General features: G+C 57.1%; 15 protein-coding genes. 4 read left to right on the top strand and 11 right to left on the bottom strand.

All coding sequences use genetic code 11. The features are described 5' to 3' along the window. Nucleotides 1-71: 71 nt before the first annotated feature. The 5 genes from AK2_RS01070 to AK2_RS01095 form a co-directional block, all read right to left on the bottom strand. The gene (locus AK2_RS01070; protein WP_157076167.1) at nt 72-308 is read right to left on the bottom strand and encodes a FeoA family protein; all 237 of its coding nucleotides are present in this window, start codon (nt 306-308) and stop codon (nt 72-74) included. 163 nt (nt 309-471) lie between these two features. Further along, a complete protein-coding gene (locus AK2_RS16300) occupies nt 472-1,497 on the bottom strand; it encodes a GNAT family N-acetyltransferase (RefSeq protein WP_083520710.1) in 1,026 nt (341 codons plus the stop codon). 97 nt (nt 1,498-1,594) lie between these two features. Beyond that, a protein-coding gene (locus AK2_RS01080) for an IS3 family transposase (RefSeq protein ID WP_217994660.1) occupies nt 1,595-2,759 on the bottom strand; the annotation gives its coding sequence in 2 pieces (ribosomal slippage) (nt 1,595-2,489 and nt 2,488-2,759; 1,167 coding nt in all). Nucleotides 2,760-2,823: 64 nt separating this feature from the next. Beyond that, nucleotides 2,824-3,381: a GrpB family protein gene (locus AK2_RS17905; RefSeq protein WP_067930247.1), complete on the bottom strand. Its 558-nt coding sequence runs from the start codon at nt 3,379-3,381 to the stop codon at nt 2,824-2,826. A gap of 7 nt (nt 3,382-3,388) precedes the next feature. After that, nucleotides 3,389-3,763, bottom strand: coding sequence for a TetR-like C-terminal domain-containing protein (locus AK2_RS01095; protein WP_083520711.1), 375 nt, complete (start codon nt 3,761-3,763; stop codon nt 3,389-3,391). A gap of 575 nt (nt 3,764-4,338) precedes the next feature. On the opposite strand from AK2_RS01095, the gene AK2_RS01100 reads away from it, so the two are divergent. Next, nucleotides 4,339-4,839, top strand: a complete 501-nt coding sequence (locus AK2_RS01100; RefSeq protein WP_067930249.1) for a hypothetical protein — start codon at nt 4,339-4,341, stop codon at nt 4,837-4,839. 45 nt (nt 4,840-4,884) lie between these two features. Beyond that, a complete protein-coding gene (locus tag AK2_RS16745; RefSeq protein WP_157076168.1) occupies nt 4,885-5,757 on the top strand; it encodes a YolB family phage-derived protein in 873 nt (290 codons plus the stop codon). 213 nt (nt 5,758-5,970) lie between these two features. Here the strand turns inward: AK2_RS16745 and AK2_RS01110 are convergent, their stop codons facing one another. Both AK2_RS01110 and AK2_RS01115 read right to left on the bottom strand, forming a co-directional pair. Further along, nucleotides 5,971-7,281, bottom strand: a complete 1,311-nt coding sequence (locus tag AK2_RS01110; RefSeq protein WP_067930255.1) for a sensor histidine kinase — start codon at nt 7,279-7,281, stop codon at nt 5,971-5,973. Continuing rightward, entirely contained in the window at nt 7,278-7,970 is a 693-nt protein-coding gene (locus tag AK2_RS01115; protein WP_067930256.1) for a response regulator transcription factor, read from the bottom strand. Before AK2_RS01115 ends, AK2_RS01110 begins: the two co-directional genes overlap by 4 nt. Before the next feature lie 235 nt (nt 7,971-8,205). On the opposite strand from AK2_RS01115, the gene AK2_RS01120 reads away from it, so the two are divergent. Together AK2_RS01120 and AK2_RS01125 are read left to right on the top strand one after the other, a co-directional pair. Next, the gene (locus AK2_RS01120; protein ID WP_067930258.1) at nt 8,206-8,421 is read left to right on the top strand and encodes an SHOCT domain-containing protein; all 216 of its coding nucleotides are present in this window, start codon (nt 8,206-8,208) and stop codon (nt 8,419-8,421) included. Between the two features lie 87 nt (nt 8,422-8,508). Continuing rightward, complete coding sequence (locus AK2_RS01125) at nt 8,509-8,868, top strand: DUF6220 domain-containing protein (RefSeq protein WP_067930260.1); 360 nt, start codon at nt 8,509-8,511, stop codon at nt 8,866-8,868. A 126-nt stretch (nt 8,869-8,994) separates the two neighbouring features. Here the strand turns inward: AK2_RS01125 and AK2_RS01130 are convergent, their stop codons facing one another. The 4 genes from AK2_RS01130 to AK2_RS01145 are packed head-to-tail and all read right to left on the bottom strand — an operon-like array spanning nt 8,995 to nt 12,794. Then, complete coding sequence (locus tag AK2_RS01130) at nt 8,995-9,786, bottom strand: (2Fe-2S)-binding protein (RefSeq protein ID WP_067930262.1); 792 nt, start codon at nt 9,784-9,786, stop codon at nt 8,995-8,997. Further along, nucleotides 9,783-10,649 carry an ABC transporter ATP-binding protein gene (locus AK2_RS01135; protein WP_245632705.1) on the bottom strand — a complete coding sequence of 289 codons (867 nt, stop codon included), beginning with the start codon at nt 10,647-10,649 and terminating at the stop codon, nt 9,783-9,785. The genes AK2_RS01130 and AK2_RS01135 overlap by 4 nt, the downstream gene beginning before the upstream one ends. Before the next feature lie 55 nt (nt 10,650-10,704). Continuing rightward, a complete protein-coding gene (locus AK2_RS01140; protein WP_067930267.1) occupies nt 10,705-11,739 on the bottom strand; it encodes a FecCD family ABC transporter permease in 1,035 nt (344 codons plus the stop codon). After that, entirely contained in the window at nt 11,736-12,794 is a 1,059-nt protein-coding gene (locus AK2_RS01145; RefSeq protein ID WP_067930565.1) for a FecCD family ABC transporter permease, read from the bottom strand. Before AK2_RS01145 ends, AK2_RS01140 begins: the two co-directional genes overlap by 4 nt. Nucleotides 12,795-12,814: the final 20 nt, after the last annotated feature.

Raw genomic sequence — 12,814 nt, forward strand, 5'->3', positions numbered from 1 at the left:
CCACTGAGCGAACCGTCCAACAACCCAACGTCCACTCCCGCGTCCCCGACAGCCTGCCTCAATCCAGTCGGTCAGCCTACTACGGAGACCCAAACCCTATCCGCGTCGTGGCGCCGGATGGCCAACCGAGTGCCGCGCACTTCAATCTCCAGCGGCCCACCGAGCGGCATGCGCCGCACCAGTACAAGCCGGCTGCGCGGCGTAATGCCGAGCGAGAACAAGCGGTTGCGAAACTGCGGTGGCCCCGCAAGGTCCTGAACCTCCGCCTCGGCGTTGACGCTCAGTTGTGACAGTCGCACGGTCCGCATCCAGATGGCCACTCCCTTGCCTTACCGGGAACCCTTTTTCCGCTCATCCTGACGACTCGTTATCTGTGATTATAGCACAAAAAGTTGATCAGTCTGATCATCTTTTGGCTCTTGTTTTCCTTCGTAAAGCATATTCGTTTGTACACACTAATGACCTGCAGTTTTAGAGGTCACAGTGTAGTTCCACGTGCTGTTTTGAGAGAGAGGATTCAACGTAGCTGCGGATCAACTGCCAGCCGGCCGATTCCCTGCGGAACGTTTCAACGAAGAGATTGACCTCCTTCGTGGGCTTTCCATCCAGTTCAAACGTCACCCAATACACCGCGAGGACTTCGTCTTCATCGACCGGAGTGACGACAACCTCGTGGAAGTGCCACTTTGGGCTTCTTCCCGCGTATGACTGGAACGCTTCGCGCCAACCGCTGTAGGCTTCGTCATAGCCCCAATCGGAAATCTGGTTTCCGGGATATGCCCAGCGAGCCCGCAATTCCGGAGAACAAAAGGCGCTCACGCGTTCCGCGTCACAGTCGTTCCACGCAGTTTGATATTGGGTGAAGAAACTCCGAAAATCAAACAGTAATTCCGACAGTCGGCCCGTCCCGTCGAACGGCTTCTGGCGGACCTCATCGTCCCACTGCACCGGCGTCACGGTTCCGCGAGCCCAATCACTCCGAAGCATAGTGTAACTGATGGAATCGGCATACGTTCCGTCCGCTTTCGGCCACGCGACCCGGTGGTGGGCCTCCTTGACGTAGTTGCACTTGCGGAACGTTCTCCTCATCGCGGCATTGTCCTGCCTGGTTTCACCCTCCACCCGCCTGACATGCGGATACACGGCAAAAACAAACTCGGTCAGCCATAATAGCGCCTGGGTTCCATACCCTTTGCCCCGCTCCCCCTGACGGATGCGAAGGTCAAACATCGCCGTATCGTCCTCGAGATCATGCAGCCGAATGAGGCCCACCTTGCGCTCTTGCACACCTAACCAGAACACACGCGTTCCCGTGTCGCTCATCCACCCATCCATCCACCTGCGAACGTCCGCGGGAGATGGCCGAGTCAAGACGTGGAACGGCCACGCCGACGCGGTGAGAAATTCAACCAGGTCGCTCTCGTCTTGAGGAGCCTGGAATTCCACAACGTCGAATTCCGCAAAGTCAGCGCCACCGGCTTCACCGTAACCTCCCATGGCAACCACCCCTCACGATGGTGCTATGTCAATAGAAAGGACGCAGAAAAATCGAGAATGCAGGGAACTGAATGTTCTGTAATGTACCGGGTCGGTTTCAACCAGCAAGAGATACCCTCTTCTGGTTGTAGGCTTTCTCAAATTCTATAGGCGTCATATATCTCAGCGACGAGTGAATCCGCTGGCGGTTGTACCTGACCTCAATATATTCCCATATGCGTCGCTTCGCTTCATCACGCGTCTTAAACTTCTCTTGATACACCAACTCGCGCTTTAACACGCTGTGAAATGACTCCATGCACGCATTGTCGTAGCAGTTTCCCTTCCGGATCATGCTCGGGATCATTCCGTATTCCCGAAGTTTTTGCTGATAATCATGCGATGCGTATTGGCTACCTCGGTCAGAATGATGGAGCACCAGGCCTTTCGGTCTCTCGCGACAAACGGCCTGCTCGAGTGCCTTAATGACCAGCGCTTTCGTCATTCTCGAATCCGCGTGCCAGCCGACAATTTTGCGTGTAAACAGGTCCATGATGCTTGCAACGTACAGCCATCCCTCCTCTGTGGGAACGTACGTGATGTCAGCCATCCAAATCTGGTTGGGTCGTTCGGCTTCAAAAGATTGGTTCAGCCGATTGTCATGTACTGGATAAGCGTGGTTGGAGTCCGTCGTAGCCTTGTATTTGCGCACAACGCGACTTCTCAGCCCATGCTCCCGCATGATACGAGCCACTGTCTTCTGTCCGACTCGTACCCCTTCACGGTGAAGAAGCTGTGTGATCTTCGGGCTCCCATACAGCCGCCTGGTTCGAACAAAGATCGGGTAAATCCGGCGTGTTAACTGCCGCCGCCGCTTTGCGCGGCCACTGACAGGACGCCTTAGCCACGTATAGTAGCCACTCCGTGACACGCCAAGCACGTCACACATCTTCTGCACTCGAAATTCAAACCGGTGTTCATGGATAAACCGGTACTTTACCTCCGGTCGTTCGCAAAGTACCGAATGACTTTTTTAAAATGGCATTCTCTTCACGAAGCTCACGGAGCTCTCGTTCCATGTCACGAATCCTCTGGTCCTCCGGCCGCAGATGCCCACTGCCCACGAATGGGTGCTCCGGGTTTTCCTTATACTTTGCAATCCACCCGTAGACCGTCTTAACCGGAATATCCAACTCCCGAGCAACCTGTGTCGCAGACTTGCCCTCTTCCAAAACCATTCCCACTACGTGAGTTTTAAAGTCCTTGTCATAGTGCTGCGCCATGGGAGTCGACACCTCGAATCGACTATATTCTTACATTCTCGATTCGCTGTGTCCACTTTTTAGACTACATCACGATTCCTGATGGATCTTCTCCGTCCGCGCCGCCGCGAGCACCGACTGGATAAACGGCGCCTTTCTGTCCGTGTACGTCTGCCTGTCCGGCGCCACACTCGCCAACTCTGCCTTCAGCCTCTTGTACGCCTGCGCTGCCTCCGGATGTTTGACCAAGTAGTCGCGAAAGAGCAGGATAATTTACCCAATCCTCGCTTTGCAGCTCATATACATGCAGGTGATAAGTTCCGGCTCCCCAAGGACCCCGCCGTGAAGAATCTTCGGTGGGGAAGTTCCCGCTTCGGTACGTATTCGTAGCCAATGTCGGCCAATCGGGTGAGACCTCATTATCAACAAGCGACAAATCGTCCACCGCCACGGCAATGTCGATGATGCGCTTGGCCGGCATGCCAGGGATGGATGTGCTGCCCACGTGCTTGATTCTCCGGACGCGGCTCCCAATGGCAGCGAGGATACGGTTCTTGTCTGCGAGAAACTCCTCCGCCCAGGCCGGATTGTAGTCGCACAGCACCGCAGGATGAGTCAAAAAATCACCCCCATTCCGAATCATACCGCATTCATCCTCGCAAGCGGACCAGAAGCAGGAAAATGTCGTCCACAATTTCCACGATGGCCTCTTCTGGCAGCTCCAAGTTGGTAAAGAACAGCTCGTGGCGGACCAAGTCCATGAGCAGAGACGCCATCCGCGGCGTGATGTGGTCCACGCGGACCTCTCCCCGAGCGGCGGCGCGTTTCAGGATGGTCATCATCGTTTCCATACTCACCTGTCGGATATACAGATACGCCGAGACCGGAACATCGTCCAGGTATTCGGCCATCAGGCCGTGCAATGTGCTCATGCCAATGGCCTGTACACGCTGGGACACGTGCCGGAGCAGGGCCAGGACGTCGCTGCGCAGATCGCCGGTGTCCGGGACGTAGTCGGATACGATGGGGCCATGTCAGCGAATGGCCGCAAGGACGAGTTTAGCCCCCGTATTTCGTGCCCACTGTTGAGGACATTTCTATTTTCGACAAGAATTTCGCCAGCCGGCCTGGAATCCAGTGGAATCCAATAGATCGTTACCTCCCTGGAACAGGAGGATTTCGAGTTGCTCGGTGGCATTCGTACGTTTGTCATGGGACCAGCACCCGATTCGAGCGTCTCAGATCGGCCCGGATGAGTGGACATCATGGACCGGGCGATGACACGTTCGGACTGCAAGCTGTCGGTCGGCTTACGCACCACAGCATTGCTCCTGTATATAGGCACCAAGCGAAAAGCCCTCTACCGTACGGAATCACCCCGGTTATAAAACGCTTACAGGCCCCTGCCACTTCCTATTCCCAAATGTAGTTGTGGCATACAAGTGGTTGTAGCCAAGCGACCCAAGGATGGCAATAATAGCAGCCAGTCAAACACATCGGCACGCTTTCAGAATCACCAAATCCAGGAGGATATTCGATATTTGTAGCGAAGCTATACGCGTTAGTACATGATACCAAACTTGGCGAGGAGGTTCCTTAAATGCAAGTGAATTGGAATACACAATGGATTCCACAAACGTTCACGACAACCACAGGGGCTCAGGGATCATCAGCGTCGTCGGCGATGGGATCGACATTTTCGAATGTCATCAATGACACACTCGAACTATCTGGGGACCCGACGTTGTCGTTCCCACCAAAGGACGCACCTGAAACATTGCAACAAGCTTATAGTAAATTATCCCAAAGCGACAAATTTGCTATTGCGGCAACGATATTGGGAATGCAGGCAAAAGCCAACACACGTGTTGTTGACGGTAAACTCACCATCCTTGGTCCGACTGATCCAGGATACGTGAATATTTATGAACAATCGAATTTGAGCGTCGGGGACTTTTTAAATCAAATGAAGCAGTCAGTGCTCAATGATGAGAATGTTGCAGGTTACACTCAAGGTAGAGAACACGTGATGAATCTTATTGATCAACTGATTCAATCTGTCACCCAGGCTGGCAGTATCAATCAATCTCTTCAAGGCTAGAAATCCTGTGTGTCCTTCAGGACAGATGCAATGGGGGGATTAATCGTGAAACAATCCAAGGTTATTTGCGGATTAGTCAGTTGCATTGCATCGATCGGATTACTGACTGCCACTGCTTCTGCTGAACCTGCTCCACCGTTAACCAGTTTTACATTTTACGCAGGCACATCCGATGGTGCAGGATATGTATGGGACTACTACTATCCTTATGGAGATCCCACTCCACATGTAGCTGCTCAACCTATGACTGGGACTACAGGCTATTTCGCGCTCTTTGAAGATGGTAGCGGGGACGACACTACCATTCAGTTATCCTATGAAGGAAATACACTAACAAGTTTTATAGCTGCTGATGACACTCCTCTTACAGATTCGGCAGGTATAGTATGGGGCTGGATTGCATATCGAGGCTTCACACTAAATCAAGTACCTCAAAATAGTTTGGATACCATTTTTACTTCTTGCCGGAGTTTGGTTTTTCCTTACAACACGTATTATGATTACATTGATGTTGATATAAACCCGTCTACCAATACAAGCACGGCACCACAAACTTCTGCTGTGATCTCGAATTCAAATGAATCAACTAATGACCCAACTATGGATGCTTACAATTTGCTTTCAATTGTGGCAGATATACGGATTCATGAGCTTGATCATGAAACAGTAAAACAACCTACAATTAACTACAACCAATTTGCGGAGCTACTCGATAAAAATGAGATGGTACGATCCAGTCACAAAACCACGGTACCATCTTACTTAGTAAAGTCTGCTCAATTGATTGGACAGAAGTATGGTAAGTCCATCGGTGATAAAGTCCTAGCGGATCTCGTCAAAGCATACAAACTTGGTTTGGTTGATACAAACGACCGGCTCTTAACGAATACGGAATTGACTCAATCAATTACTGCTTAATGAATCTGTGTTATAAACAGACTTTTAGGCCGCCTTCTGGTCGTTGATGGGTTCGCCGTACTCGCGTTGGTTCCCGGACTCTTTCTCTCCGGACGCAAGCACGAGGCGGGTCACTAATACCACCACGCCGACGAAGTACACCGACGAAGTACACCGACGAGGCGGGGCCCGGCGCCGGCGAAATCCATCCTCCAACTTGATGCGGGTCCCGGATTAAACGTCCTGAACCCATCCCGTAAGCAGGGCGCCCCCCTGCGGATGGTTCGTTGCAACGAGATCGCCGCCGTGGGCTCGGAATATGCGTCGGGCGATAGTGAGTCCGAGCCCCACTCCTCCCGTCGCCCGGTTCCTTGAGACTTCGCCTCGGTACAGCGGATCGAACACGTGATTCAGCTCTTCACCAGAGAAACCTGGCCCCGTGTCCCTGACCGAGACAATGATCTTTCCGGGTGCTTTATACCACTTTACGAAAATCTCGCCACGAGATGGCGTATGCCGCAGTGCATTGTCCAGCAGATTATTTATCGCACGCTCCAATAAATGCGCATCTGCCCGGACCACGCACTCATAGGCGGGCCGCTGCATGATGATAGACACGGCCTTGTCCTGCGCCTGCGGACGCAGGCTGTCCACAGACCCCTCCAGGACAGAGGCAAAGTCCACCTTGTCGTAGTGGAGAGTCTGCTCCATGAACTCGAGCTTCGTGAAGGCGAACAGATCGGAGACGAGACGGTCGAGCTGGTCGGACTTTTCCTTGCACACCGCCACATACTTCGCCATCTTTTCCGGGGTGTTGGCGATGCCCTGTTCCAAACCCTCCAGGTAACCCCGCAGAGCGAATAAGGGTGTACGCAAGTCATGGGCAATCGCGCCGATGAAAAAGCGTCGTTCCTCCTCCAATCTGGCTTGTTTTTGAAAGGATTCCCGGAGGCCCGCGACCATAATCTCAAAACCGCTGCGCACCTGAGCGATTTCCGTGACACGGGAAACCGGCAGACGAAAATCGAAATCTCCCTCTGCGATTTGTCGGGCGGCGCGGCTCATGGACTCAAGAGGCTTGACGACCTGCCGACCCATTTGGAACGCGACAAAGGAAATCGCGAGCATCACCGCGGCCAGGGCGGAAATCGCGGCGACCGCGCTGTTTACGTTGGTGGTGGACGCAAAGACCCGCACGGTGCCCAGGACCTGTCCGTTCTCGACCACCGTAGTCTGTTGGCTCGGCATCCACTGTGGCCCATGCCGATGACCGGATGAAAAGACCTCGTGATTCGACGGCGAAAGGATGGTCGCTTCCATTCGGGCATCCGCCAATTGCTCCCGCAAATGGTTTTGCCACGCAGGGTTCTTCCAGTCCTCCGGGTTCTTGACGATCTCGTTCATGACCTGGTTGAGCGCAACTTGCCGCCGTGGACTGTGCCATTGCGACCACGGCTGCAGTACCAGGCAATAGACCAGCCATGGGAAGACGACAATCGAAAGTACGCCGACCACCATGTACTTGCGGATCCGCACTGTCCTCATTTCGGGATCCCCTCAAACCGATACCCAACTCCCCACACGTTCACGATGTATCGCGGATTATTCGGATCGATTTCAATCTTCTCCCGAATCCGGGCGACGTGGACCCTGACGGTGTGTTTATCCCCCACCCCGCTCCAGAATTTTTCCAACAAATCGTCGTAGGTGAAGACCTGCCGGGGATGCTCCGCAAACAGGCGCAACAAATCATACTCCTTAGGGGTCAGGGAGACTTCCTGTCCGTCCACCCGAACTTCTCTCGCCGACAGGTCCAGCTGCAGCCGCCCGTACTGCAAGATGGTCCTGCGGGAAGTCTGCGGGGAACGATAGCGGCGCAACACGGCTTTCACACGCGCCACAACCTCGGCTGGCGAAGCCGTTTTGACGATGTAATCGTCTCCGCCCAGCCCCAGCCCTCGAATCTTGTCCACGTCCTCATCACGCGCGCTGATGAACAGAATGGGCACGTCGCTTTCGGTTCGGATCTGCCGACACAGCTCAAACCCGTTCTGGCACGGCATCATCACATCCAGAAGGATGCAATCGACCGGTTTATCGCGCACCACCGCCCACGCCTGATGCGCATTATGCGCCATTTCCACGTGAAACCCGTCGTTCTCCAGAAAATCCCGCATCAATTCCACGATGGCTTCATCATCGTCCACGACCAACACCGTTTGCAACGGATCCATACATCGGTCCCCCGCCGTCTGGTTCCTGTTCACAGATGCCACACGCACCGAAACTATGGTCAGTTTACCACTCTGCCGGTGGCTGTTTGCTTCCATGTTGGCGTTATGACACGGACTGTGATCGGTCGTTGATCGTTTCGTGACTTTCTGCTCCTTTGTTTGAGACATTCATCGCCTATGCTCGTAGCGTGCTGGACGGAACAGAGCACACAACGTATCGAAGGAGGTCTCACTCATGTGGTGGGGACATCACGGTTTTTGGTGCTTCGGGGCGCTGCTTCTGTTTCTCATCCTTGTGTTTTTCATCGTCCGCGCATTTGCCTTCGGCGCCTGCGGACGTTGCCACCGGCGATGGCCTGACGATGCCGAGGCCATCCTGAGAAGACGGCTGGCCAACGGCGAGATTGACGAGTCGGAGTATCAGAAGTTAAAAGACGCCCTGAAAAAGTAACTGCCTGACGGCATGGGTTTGAAAAATGCGGAGACCAGGCGCGTGGAGGGATGGTCAGGATTTGACCCAACCAAAGGAGTAGGTGAAATGAAACGGATAGGCTCGGCTGTGCATCAAGGTCTCAGCACCCTGATACTGATAGGTGTAATTGTAGAGTTTTTTCTCGCAGGTACAGGGATATTCCATGCCACAGATTTCCAGATGCACAGAGTGACAGGCGTACTGTTATGGGCGGTATCTGCACTGCTGGTTTTGTTCGCCTTGATGGGCAGAACAGGTCGTAAGACCATTGGCTTTTCCGTACTGCTGTTCGTGCTTTTGTCCATCCAGCCCCTGCTGTTACAGATCAACCAACCTTTTGTCGAGGCACTGCACCCGGTCAATGCGTTGGCCATCATGGCCACGAGTGCTTACCTCGTTCGTCTTCAAGCATTGAGGACTAAATGATCCTCTCTCTACAAAACACAGAGGGGCCGTCACTCGGCCCCTATTCGTATGGCAGCGTGGGAGTCCGGCGCCCTCCCTCCCCTTCCCAATCAGGACACGCCTGGAGACCGCGCGCGGCAGCCTCGCTCAACCGCCCCGCGCTCGCTCTCGCAGAGCCTGCCGTTGCTCGGGGCGCAGGCGCGGACAGGTGTAGCAATATTGCCCTCCTTCGGTCTGGTAGTACAGGCAGCAGCTCGTCCTTATGGGAATACAACGAGTGGCGTCTGTCCCGTCTTCAATCAGCCGGATGCGAACGGAAAATGGATTCTTGTTCCTGCCAAACACTGCCGAAGGCAGAGCCCGTAACGCGTCTAAGTCTTCCTGCACGCGGCGCTGTGTGTCTTGGTCCTTTGCCTTTGCGAATAGAACCTCCCGAAACATGTAGAAACGAGAAGGCAGCTGGCCCCACAACTGGCCGACCCGCAAAGACGATGTCGCAGCCAGGGATTCCAGCAGCGGCCGCATCGTCCCGGCGTAGACTTGGCCGAGAACGCGCCTGAGCTCCTTCATGCGAGACGCCGCATCCTCCGGCAGGGCGCTCTCTGCCCAACGGTGAAGCCGGAATGAGAAGGCGTAATAGCCTTCCGCCTGGTACAACTCAATTTGCAGGTTGTCCAACGACAAATCGAGGCTCCGGTTGCCAATGCTGAGGAGAAACTGTTGCGCCAGCGCGACGTCGGCCAACCAACCGCTGAAATACGCGGCCGCCGGCTGCAAAGTCCGGGCCCGGATGCAAGCCGCGTACTCAGTCAACAAGCGCTCGGCGCCCTCTGGACTCAGCAGTTCCCGGGCTGGCATGGATAGCATCGCGTCCTGCCGGCCCTGGACGTCCAGGTGAAGGCGCGCGTCATTTCGCAGCCGCTCAGCGTCCCAAGTCATCGAACACCACCCTCGGCCGCTTCAAGAGCATCGAGAGACTCGGCCTCTGACGGTGCAGGATGGACCGACGCCTGCCCCGCACCCGCCGCCAGGTCGAAGGGCAGGCAGAGCGGTACGCCCGTCCTCGGGTCCGCGACGATGTCCGCCTCCACCCCGAACACATCGCGCAGCACCTCGCGGCGGATGACCGCCTTCGGTGCGCCCTCCGTGACCACCCGGCCAGACTTGAGGACCACCATATGGTCGGCGTAACGGGAAGCCAGGTTTAAATCGTGCACCACCATGACAATCGTGCGGTTGTGGTCCCGGTTGAGACGCCGGAGCAGCTGCAGGATTTCCAACTGGTACGTGATGTCCAGAAAGCTCGTCGGTTCGTCGAGAAACAGGATGTCCGTTTCCTGGGCCAGCGCCATGGCTATCCACGCCCTCTGCCGCTGCCCGCCGGACAGCGCATCCACGGGACGATCCGCAAACGGGTCCATGCCCGTCAGCTCCAGCACACTCGTGATGACGCGTCGATCCGATGGGGTCAGGGTCAGCCCGCGCCGGTGCGGGAACCGACCATAGGCCACAAGCTCCGCCACCGTCAGCCCTTCCGGAGCGCTTGGGTTTTGTGGCAGAATGGCGAGCTTCTTGGCCACCTCCCGGGTCGGCTGCGCGTGAATGGCCTTGCCGTCCAGGATGACCTCCCCTGCCTGCGGGCGCAGGATTCGCGCCAACGTCTTCAGCACCGTGGATTTGCCGGACCCGTTCGGGCCCACCAGAGCGGTCACCTTGCCGGTCGGGATCGTCAGGTTCAAGTCCTGGACAATGAGCGCGCCGCCATATCCAATCGCCACCCCTCGCGCCGTCAGTCTGTCCAACTCCTTCGCCTCCTTGTCTTCTTCTCGCATCAACGGCCGAGACCCGCTGATAGCCTCACGTCTCTGAGCGCGCCAGCAAGTAGAGGAAGTAGGGTGCGCCCACCACCGCCACCACGATACCCGTCGGGATCTCGGAAGGCTGGAGCACAGTGCGCCCAATCGTGTCGGCCACCAGGACCAACAGTCCCCCGACCAGCGCGGAAGCTGGCAGCAGCGACTGATGGTTCGATCCCACCAAGCGGCGCGCCAGGTGCGGGGCGATAAGACCGACGAAGCTGATGGCCCCGCCTACGGCCACCGCGGACGCAGCCAGGCCCACCGCGCCCGCCAACAGGCGGATGCGTGCCCGCTCCACCCGGATGCCCAGGCCGGCGGCCATCTCCTCGCCCAGGTTCAACACGTTGAGCACGGCCGCCTGGCTGTACACAAACGGCAACAGGACCAACAGCCAGGGGAGAAGGGCGAGCACAAACGCCCAGCTGGAACCCAGGATGCTACCGGCCAGCCACTCGCTGACAAACTGATACCGGTCTGGGCTCAGGCGCACGGTCAACACAATCATCGCGGCGTCAATCCCGGCCGCCACGGCGACACCGGAAAGGACAAGACGCACCGGGGAGACACCACCGTGCCGGTAACTCAAGGCGTAGGTGAGCCACCCGGCGAAGCCTCCGCCGACAAAGGCGAGACACGGCAGCAGCCAGGTAGGCACAGCATCGTTGGTTGGGTACAGGAACGTGAACAGCATCACCACCAGTCCCGCCCCCGCATTGATGCCGAGAATCCCCGGGTCCGCCAGGGCGTTGCGCGACACGCCCTGCAGCACACACCCGGAGACAGCCAGCCCGACGCCGAGCAACACGGCGATGAGGAGCCGCGGCAGCCGGAACGAGTACAGGGCGAGCTCGTCTTCTGTCGATCCCGCCCCGGCAAAGGTACGCACGACCTCCACGGGTGACATCCGGATGTAGCCGGTGTCCAAGCTGACCAACAATGCCGCGACCAAGAGCAGCATGAGCGCGATCATGACTGTGCGCGTCCTGCGCGTCCGTGACTGCGACGAGCCGGACCACAAGGAGCGAATGGTCATTCCGCCAGCCTCCCTACGCGCCTGCGCGCCAGGAACAGAAAGAACGGCACCCCAATGAGGGCAATCAGGGCGCCCACCGGCGTTTCATACGGCGGGTTGACCAAGCGCGCGGCAATGTCGGCCACGAGCACCAGCAAGCTCCCGAATACGGCCGAGCAGGCAATCACCCAGCGATAATCTACGCCCACCAAAAACCGCACCACGTGCGGTACAATCAGTCCCACAAAGCTGATGGAGCCCACCACCGAGACAGAACTGCCTGCCAGGACCAACACCGTCAGGGCCGCGCCCAGCTTCACCCAGCGGGTGCGCTGACCGAGACTGACGGCCAGCTCATCGCCCAGACTCAAGACGGTGATGGAGCGCGCCAGGAAGAGCGCAGCCACCAGGGCGCCGCAGACCCAGGGCAGCAGCAGCTTCACCTGCAGCCAGGTGGCGCCCGATATGCCGCCTGCCGACCAAAAAGCGAGGTCTTGCCCGACCTCAAAGCGAATGGCGATGGCCTGGCTGAGCGCGGTGAACAGGGCACCGATGGCCGCGCCGGCCAGGGTTAACCGCACCGGGGTCAACCCCGCCTTGGATAAAGAGCCAATGCCATACACCAATCCGGCGGCGGCCGCCGCGCCCAGGAAAGAGAACAGTGCCAGGTACACGTACGGCAGCCCGCGAAACAGGGCAAAACAAAGCGCCAAGACGAATCCGGCGCCTGCGTTCAGGCCAAGCAGCCCGGAATCCGCCAACGGATTGCGCGTCAGTCCCTGCATCATGGCGCCGGCCACCGCAAACGCGGCACCGACCAGAACAGCGCACAGGGTGCGCGGCAAGCGCAGGCCAAGGACGATTTGCCCGGCCATGGTGTCCTGCCGGCCCGCCATCACGACGTGCCAGACGGTCCCCAACGAAAGATGACTCGCGCCCGCGCAGAGGGACACCACGGCGGCTGCCACGAGCAGCAGCAATCCGCCCAACAGCACGGCCGGACCTGCCAATCGCCTCCGGCCCAGGATGGCGGCTGTACGCTCCTGGATGTTCGCTTGCGTGTCGCCATCGGTCATCAGATGTCGGTCGTCATCCG

It is taken from the genome of Alicyclobacillus kakegawensis NBRC 103104 (assembly GCF_001552655.1).
Classification (GTDB): Bacteria; Bacillota; Bacilli; order Alicyclobacillales; family Alicyclobacillaceae; genus Alicyclobacillus_G; species Alicyclobacillus_G kakegawensis.

What these genes read in the sequence shown, in the direction of transcription:
- AK2_RS01145 (WP_067930565.1), bottom strand. Translation starts at nt 12,794, where the DNA reads ATGACCGATGGCGACACGCAAGCGAACATCCAGGAGCGTACAGCCGCC.
- AK2_RS01120 (WP_067930258.1), top strand. Translation starts at nt 8,206, where the DNA reads ATGTGGTGGGGACATCACGGTTTTTGGTGCTTCGGGGCGCTGCTTCTG.
- AK2_RS01100 (WP_067930249.1), top strand. Translation starts at nt 4,339, where the DNA reads ATGCAAGTGAATTGGAATACACAATGGATTCCACAAACGTTCACGACA.
- AK2_RS01130 (WP_067930262.1), bottom strand. Translation starts at nt 9,786, where the DNA reads ATGACTTGGGACGCTGAGCGGCTGCGAAATGACGCGCGCCTTCACCTG.
- AK2_RS01115 (WP_067930256.1), bottom strand. Translation starts at nt 7,970, where the DNA reads ATGGATCCGTTGCAAACGGTGTTGGTCGTGGACGATGATGAAGCCATC.
- AK2_RS01110 (WP_067930255.1), bottom strand. Translation starts at nt 7,281, where the DNA reads ATGAGGACAGTGCGGATCCGCAAGTACATGGTGGTCGGCGTACTTTCG.
- AK2_RS01070 (WP_157076167.1), bottom strand. Translation starts at nt 308, where the DNA reads ATGCGGACCGTGCGACTGTCACAACTGAGCGTCAACGCCGAGGCGGAG.
- AK2_RS01125 (WP_067930260.1), top strand. Translation starts at nt 8,509, where the DNA reads ATGAAACGGATAGGCTCGGCTGTGCATCAAGGTCTCAGCACCCTGATA.
- AK2_RS16300 (WP_083520710.1), bottom strand. Translation starts at nt 1,497, where the DNA reads ATGGGAGGTTACGGTGAAGCCGGTGGCGCTGACTTTGCGGAATTCGAC.
- AK2_RS01140 (WP_067930267.1), bottom strand. Translation starts at nt 11,739, where the DNA reads ATGACCATTCGCTCCTTGTGGTCCGGCTCGTCGCAGTCACGGACGCGC.
- AK2_RS17905 (WP_067930247.1), bottom strand. Translation starts at nt 3,381, where the DNA reads ATGATTCGGAATGGGGGTGATTTTTTGACTCATCCTGCGGTGCTGTGC.